The organism is Streptomyces sp. NPDC059092 (assembly GCF_042756365.1).
Classification (GTDB): domain Bacteria; phylum Actinomycetota; class Actinomycetes; order Streptomycetales; family Streptomycetaceae; genus Streptomyces.
In genome coordinates, this window is sequence record NZ_JBHZEJ010000055.1 from 1 (window position 1) to 5,028 (window position 5,028).

5 protein-coding genes are annotated in these 5,028 nt (G+C 68.0%); 2 read left to right on the forward strand and 3 right to left on the reverse strand.

Annotated features, from left to right (window positions below; genetic code table 11):
• Positions 1–128: 128 nt before the first annotated feature.
• The 3 genes from ACFXPL_RS26660 to thyX form a co-directional block, all read right to left on the reverse strand.
• Positions 129–1,814, reverse strand: coding sequence for a ribonuclease J (locus ACFXPL_RS26660; RefSeq protein WP_384924255.1), 1,686 nt, complete (start codon positions 1,812–1,814; stop codon positions 129–131).
• 172 nt (positions 1,815–1,986) lie between these two features.
• Positions 1,987–2,886 carry a 4-hydroxy-tetrahydrodipicolinate synthase gene (gene dapA, locus ACFXPL_RS26665; RefSeq protein WP_384924257.1) on the reverse strand — a complete coding sequence of 300 codons (900 nt, stop codon included), beginning with the start codon at positions 2,884–2,886 and terminating at the stop codon, positions 1,987–1,989.
• Positions 2,887–3,150: 264 nt separating this feature from the next.
• Positions 3,151–3,888 (reverse strand): FAD-dependent thymidylate synthase, encoded by a 738-nt coding sequence (gene thyX, locus ACFXPL_RS26670; RefSeq protein WP_384924259.1) that lies wholly within the window; start codon positions 3,886–3,888, stop codon positions 3,151–3,153.
• Positions 3,889–4,102: 214 nt separating this feature from the next.
• On the opposite strand from thyX, the gene ACFXPL_RS26675 reads away from it, so the two are divergent.
• Positions 4,103–4,342: a hypothetical protein gene (locus ACFXPL_RS26675; RefSeq protein ID WP_384924261.1), complete on the forward strand. Its 240-nt coding sequence runs from the start codon at positions 4,103–4,105 to the stop codon at positions 4,340–4,342.
• 94 nt (positions 4,343–4,436) lie between these two features.
• Positions 4,437–4,985, forward strand: a complete 549-nt coding sequence (locus tag ACFXPL_RS26680) for a hypothetical protein (RefSeq protein ID WP_384924263.1) — start codon at positions 4,437–4,439, stop codon at positions 4,983–4,985.
• Positions 4,986–5,028 lie beyond the last annotated feature (43 nt).

The window sequence follows — 5,028 nt, forward strand, 5'->3', positions numbered from 1 at the left end:
CCCCGGGGGTTCAACCCCGGCCAAATTCAAACCCGGGGTGGCCGTTTTGGGGTGGCCCATAAACGTTCGGGGGGGGGGGGCCCCCCACCAAAACCCCGCCCCCCCGCTCCACGTACCGCGTCGAACCGTCAGACCTCGACCACCACGGGGAGGATCATCGGGCGCCGGCGGTAGGTGTCGGAGACCCACTTGCCGACCGTGCGGCGGACGAGCTGCTGGATCTGGTGCGGCTCCGCCACACCGTCCGAACCCGACCTGGCGATGACCTCTTCCACCTTGGGCAGCACGGCCGAGAACGCGGCGTCCTCGATGCCGGAGCCACGCGCGTGGAAGTGCGGGCCGCCGACGACCTTGCCGGTGGTCGAGTCGACCACCACGAAGACCGAGATGATGCCTTCGTCGCCCAGGATGCGGCGGTCCTTGAGGGATGTCTCCGTCACGTCGCCGACAGAGAGGCCGTCGACATAGACGTAGCCGGCCTGGACCTTGCCCACGATCCTGGCCTTGCCGTCGACCAGGTCCACGACGACGCCGTCCTCCGCGATGACGATGTGGTCCTTGGGGACCCCCGTCAGTGCGCCCAGTTCGGCGTTGGCCCTCAGATGGCGCCATTCGCCGTGGACCGGCATCAGGTTCCTGGGCTTGCAGATGTTGTAGAAGTACAGCAGTTCGCCGGCCGAGGCGTGGCCCGAGACATGGACCTTGGCGTTGCCCTTGTGGATGACGTTCGCGCCCCACCTGGTCAGGCCGTTGATCACGCGGTAGACCGCGTTCTCGTTGCCCGGGATCAGGGACGACGCCAGGATCACCGTGTCGCCCTGGACGATCCGGATCTGGTGGTCGCGGTTGGCCATCCGGGAGAGCGCGGCCATCGGTTCGCCCTGGGAGCCCGTACAGACCAGGACCACTTCACTGTCGGGGAGGTCGTCGAGGGTCTTGACGTCGACGACCAGGCCCGGCGGCACCCTCAGGTAGCCCAGGTCACGGGCGATGCCCATGTTGCGGACCATCGAACGGCCGACGAAGGCGACCCTCCGGCCGTATTCGTGCGCGGCGTCGAGGATCTGCTGGATGCGGTGGACGTGGCTGGCGAAGCTCGCCACGATGATCCGCTTCTGGGCGCTCCCGAAGACCTGGCGCAGGACGTTGGAGATGTCCCGCTCCGGCGGGACGAAGCCCGGCACCTCCGCGTTGGTGGAGTCCGAGAGCAGCAGGTCGATGCCCTCCTCGCCGAGCTTGGCGAAGGTGGGCAGGTCGGTGAGCCTGCGGTCCAGCGGGAGCTGGTCCATCTTGAAGTCGCCCGTGTGGACGACCATGCCCGCGGGGGTGCGGATGGCGACCGCAAGGGCGTCCGGGATGGAGTGGTTGACCGCGACGAATTCGCAGTCGAACGGGCCGATGCGCTCGCGGTGCCCCTCCGTGACCTCAAGGGTGTACGGGCGGATGCGGTGCTCCTGGAGCTTCGCCTCGATCAGTGCGAGGGTCAGCTTGGAGCCGATCAGGGGGATGTCGGGCTTCAGCCGGAGCAGGTACGGGACGCCACCGATGTGATCCTCGTGGCCGTGCGTGAGCACGACCCCGTCGATGTCGTCGAGACGGTCCCTGATGGTGGTGAAGTCCGGCAGGATCAGGTCGATGCCGGGCTGCTCCTCCTCCGGGAAGAGGACGCCGCAGTCGACGATGAGCAGACGGCCGTTGTACTCGAAGACCGTCATGTTCCGGCCGATTTCGCCCAGACCGCCGAGCGGGGTGACGCGCAGGCCGTTCTTGGGCAGCTTCGGCGGGGCGCCGAGCTCAGGATGCGGATGACTCAAAAGAACTCTCCTCACCACACGCGCCACGTACCGCTGAGGCACGTGGCGCGCATGACATTCGTGCACTTGCAGTTGTCTGTGTGTACCGACGTGTCGGTCATGACCACGACCGTCGATTACTGGTCGTGATCTTGATCTGATGTCTTCGCGTATTCAGTTGTGAAGTCTGTGATTAGAGCTGTACCCCGCCGGCGGCCAGATCGATCTTGAGCTGGGCCGTTTCATGGGCCGACAGCTCGACGAGCGGGAGGCGCAGCGGTCCGGCCGGCAGCTCCTGCAGGGTGAGGGCGGCCTTGGTGGTGATCACACCCTGCGTACGGAACATGCCGGTGAAGACCGGCAGCAGCTTCTGGTGGATCTCCGTGGCCTTCTGGACGTCACCGGTGAGGTGGGCGTCGAGCAGGGCGCACAGCTCCGGGGTGACCACGTGGCCGACGACGGAGACGAATCCGACCGCGCCGACGGAGAGCAGCGGGAGGTTGAGCATGTCGTCGCCGGAGTACCAGGCGAGGCCGGTCTGGGCGATGGCCCAGCTCGCGCGGCCGAGGTCGCCCTTGGCATCCTTGTTGGCGACGATCCGCGGGTGCTGCGCCAGCCGGACGATCGTCTCGGTGTCGATGGGGACACCGCTGCGGCCGGGGATGTCGTAGAGCATGACCGGCAGGCCGGTGGCGTCGGCGATGGCGGTGAAGTGTCGCAGGAGTCCTTCCTGCGGCGGCTTGTTGTAGTACGGGGTCACCGCCAGGAGGCCGTGCGCTCCGGCGCGTTCGGCCGCGCGGGCCAGCTCCAGGCTGTGCCGGGTGTCGTTGGTGCCGACGCCGGCGACAACGTGGGCCCGGTCTCCTACGGCCTCCAGGACGGCCCGTACGAGCTGGTCTTTCTCCGCATCACTGGTGGTCGGCGACTCACCGGTGGTGCCGTTCAGGACCAGGCCGTCGTTGCCTGCGTCCACCAGATGGACGGCGAGCCGCTGGGCACCGTCGAGGTCGAGTGCGCCGTCAGCCGTGAAGGGCGTGACCATGGCGGTGAGGACCCGCCCGAAGGGGGTCTGCGGAGTGGAGATCGGAGCCATGGGTAACACGCTACTCGCTGCTCAGCTCGCCGTGTCCCCTTGGGGGACGGGACAAGAGGAGCCCGGCACTGCCTGCTCGGGGGTTCAGGCAGTGCCGGGTCCGTTCGATCAGCGTAGATGAACTCTCCGAAACGCCGCAATCCGGACACTTCTCTCCACCGACCGTACATCTGTGCCCCGGACGGGTCGCGAGCGGGCTCCCGGCGGCTCTCCGGCGGCGGGGGAAGGCCTCTGGAGCCCAGTCCGCCCTAGGGCTGTCCTCCGTTACGGAGCCACGCGGCCATTCATGTTGAAAGCCGCGTGAGTGAGCGGCATGAGCGTTGCCCAGTGCTCCTCCATCCGCTCGCCGACCATCTCGATCTCCCGCTGCGGGAAGGACGGCACCTTCGCCTGCTCGTGCTGCGTGCGCAGTCCGAGGAAGTGCATCAGCGAGCGCGCGTTGCACGTGGCGTACATCGAGGAGAAGAGACCGACCGGCAGCACCGCGCGGGCCACCTCGCGGGCCACTCCCGCCGCCAGCATCTCCTGGTACGCCTCGTACGCCTGGATGTACGAGTTCTCCAGCGTGCGCTCCGTGAGGGCCTGCTGGACCTCGGTCCCGGCCACGAACTCGTACTTGCCGGGGCGGCCCTGCTGGACGAGCTTGCGGTCCTGTCCCGGGACGTAGAAGACCGGCTGAAGCTCGCGGTAGCGGCCGGATTCCTCGTTGTACGACCAGCCGACGCGATGGCGCATGAACTCGCGGAAGACGAAGATCGGCGCGCTGATGAAGAAGGTCATCGAGTTGTGCTCGAACGGGCTGCCGTGGCGGTCCCGCATCAGGAAGTTGATGAGGCCCTTCGAACGCTCGGGGTCCTTCGTCAGCTCTTCGAGGGAGTGCTCACCTGCGGTGGAGACGCGCGCGGCCCACAGCACGTCGGAGTCGCCTGCGGCGTGCTTCACCAGCTCCACGGTGACATCGCTGCGGAAGCTCGGTTTGGTCTCGGCGGGGGTGTCGCTCACCGGCGGGGTCCTTCCAGTCGCATCGCTCGGGCGGCGCCCACTCTACGGCGCGGCACTGACAGTGACGGACAGCGCGGGCCGCTCCTGGTGTTCCTCGGCCAATCCGGGGAATTCGGGCACCGAATGGCGCTGTTGTTCGTCCTAGGAAGTAGCAATCGACACACCAGCGGCGTTACACACCACGACCGCACAAGACGCAAGGAGGAGTCCCTCCATGTTCCGCCGGCGAGAGGCCGTCCCGTTCACATTCGTCGCCGAGGCCGACCGCTTCCGCAGTAATGTCACTCCCCCACCCCGACCACGCGCCAGTGTTCCGCAGCTCATGGGCCGTACGCTGATCGGGCTCACCATCGCGGCCGGTTTCACCGGTGCGCTGCTCTTCGGAATGCCGGCGCTGGGCACCGCGCAGTCGTCCGGGCACAGCCAGCAGTCGGAAGCATCACAGGGCCGCTGACACATCCGGCCCCCCTGGGGTGGTCCGGGCGAGGGCGTGATCGATAACCTCACCGGGCACAGCAATCGAGCGTGCTTGTGAGTGAGGATCAGTCGTGCCCCTGCCCTTCCTGACGGCCGACCGGGCGTTTGACGCGACCACCGACGATGTCGCACTGCCCTTCGACGATCATGATCATTGGCGGCGTCCGTACCGCCCGGGCCCTTGGCGGGTGGTGGCCTCGGCGCTGCTCCTGCTGCTGGCCTCGTTCGTTCTGCTCGCCGCGATGATCACCGCCTTCGCCGGCGAGATGTCCGGGGCGATGTTCTGCCTGGGCGTCGCGGCCGTGGGCATCGCCGTCGCGCTGCGCATGCTGCGGATCGGCGCGTGGGTGAGCCGCCACGGGGTGCGGCGCGTGAGCCTGCTCCGTACGACGACCCTGCCGTGGAACCAGGCCACGGCCGTCCGTACGGTCCAGCAGCCGGTGCGCTGGCTGGGACTGCCCCGTACCGTGCAGGGGCAGGCGCTGGTCGTGGTACGCCGTCAGGGTGAACCCCTGGCGCTGCTCACCGACCACAACGCGGACTTCCTGTCCCGTACGGAGGCGTTCGACCGGGCGGCCGACACGGTCGAGGTGTGGGGCGACGAGTACCGCGACGCCTGAGTGAGGACGGACGACGGAGCGGGGCCCGGCCACGGTGGCCGGG

Bases quoted from the DNA above. Each gene is read 5' to 3' on its own strand.
- dapA (WP_384924257.1), bottom strand. From the start codon at position 2,886: ATGGCTCCGATCTCCACTCCGCAGACCCCCTTCGGGCGGGTCCTCACC.
- ACFXPL_RS26675 (WP_384924261.1), top strand. From the start codon at position 4,103: ATGTTCCGCCGGCGAGAGGCCGTCCCGTTCACATTCGTCGCCGAGGCC.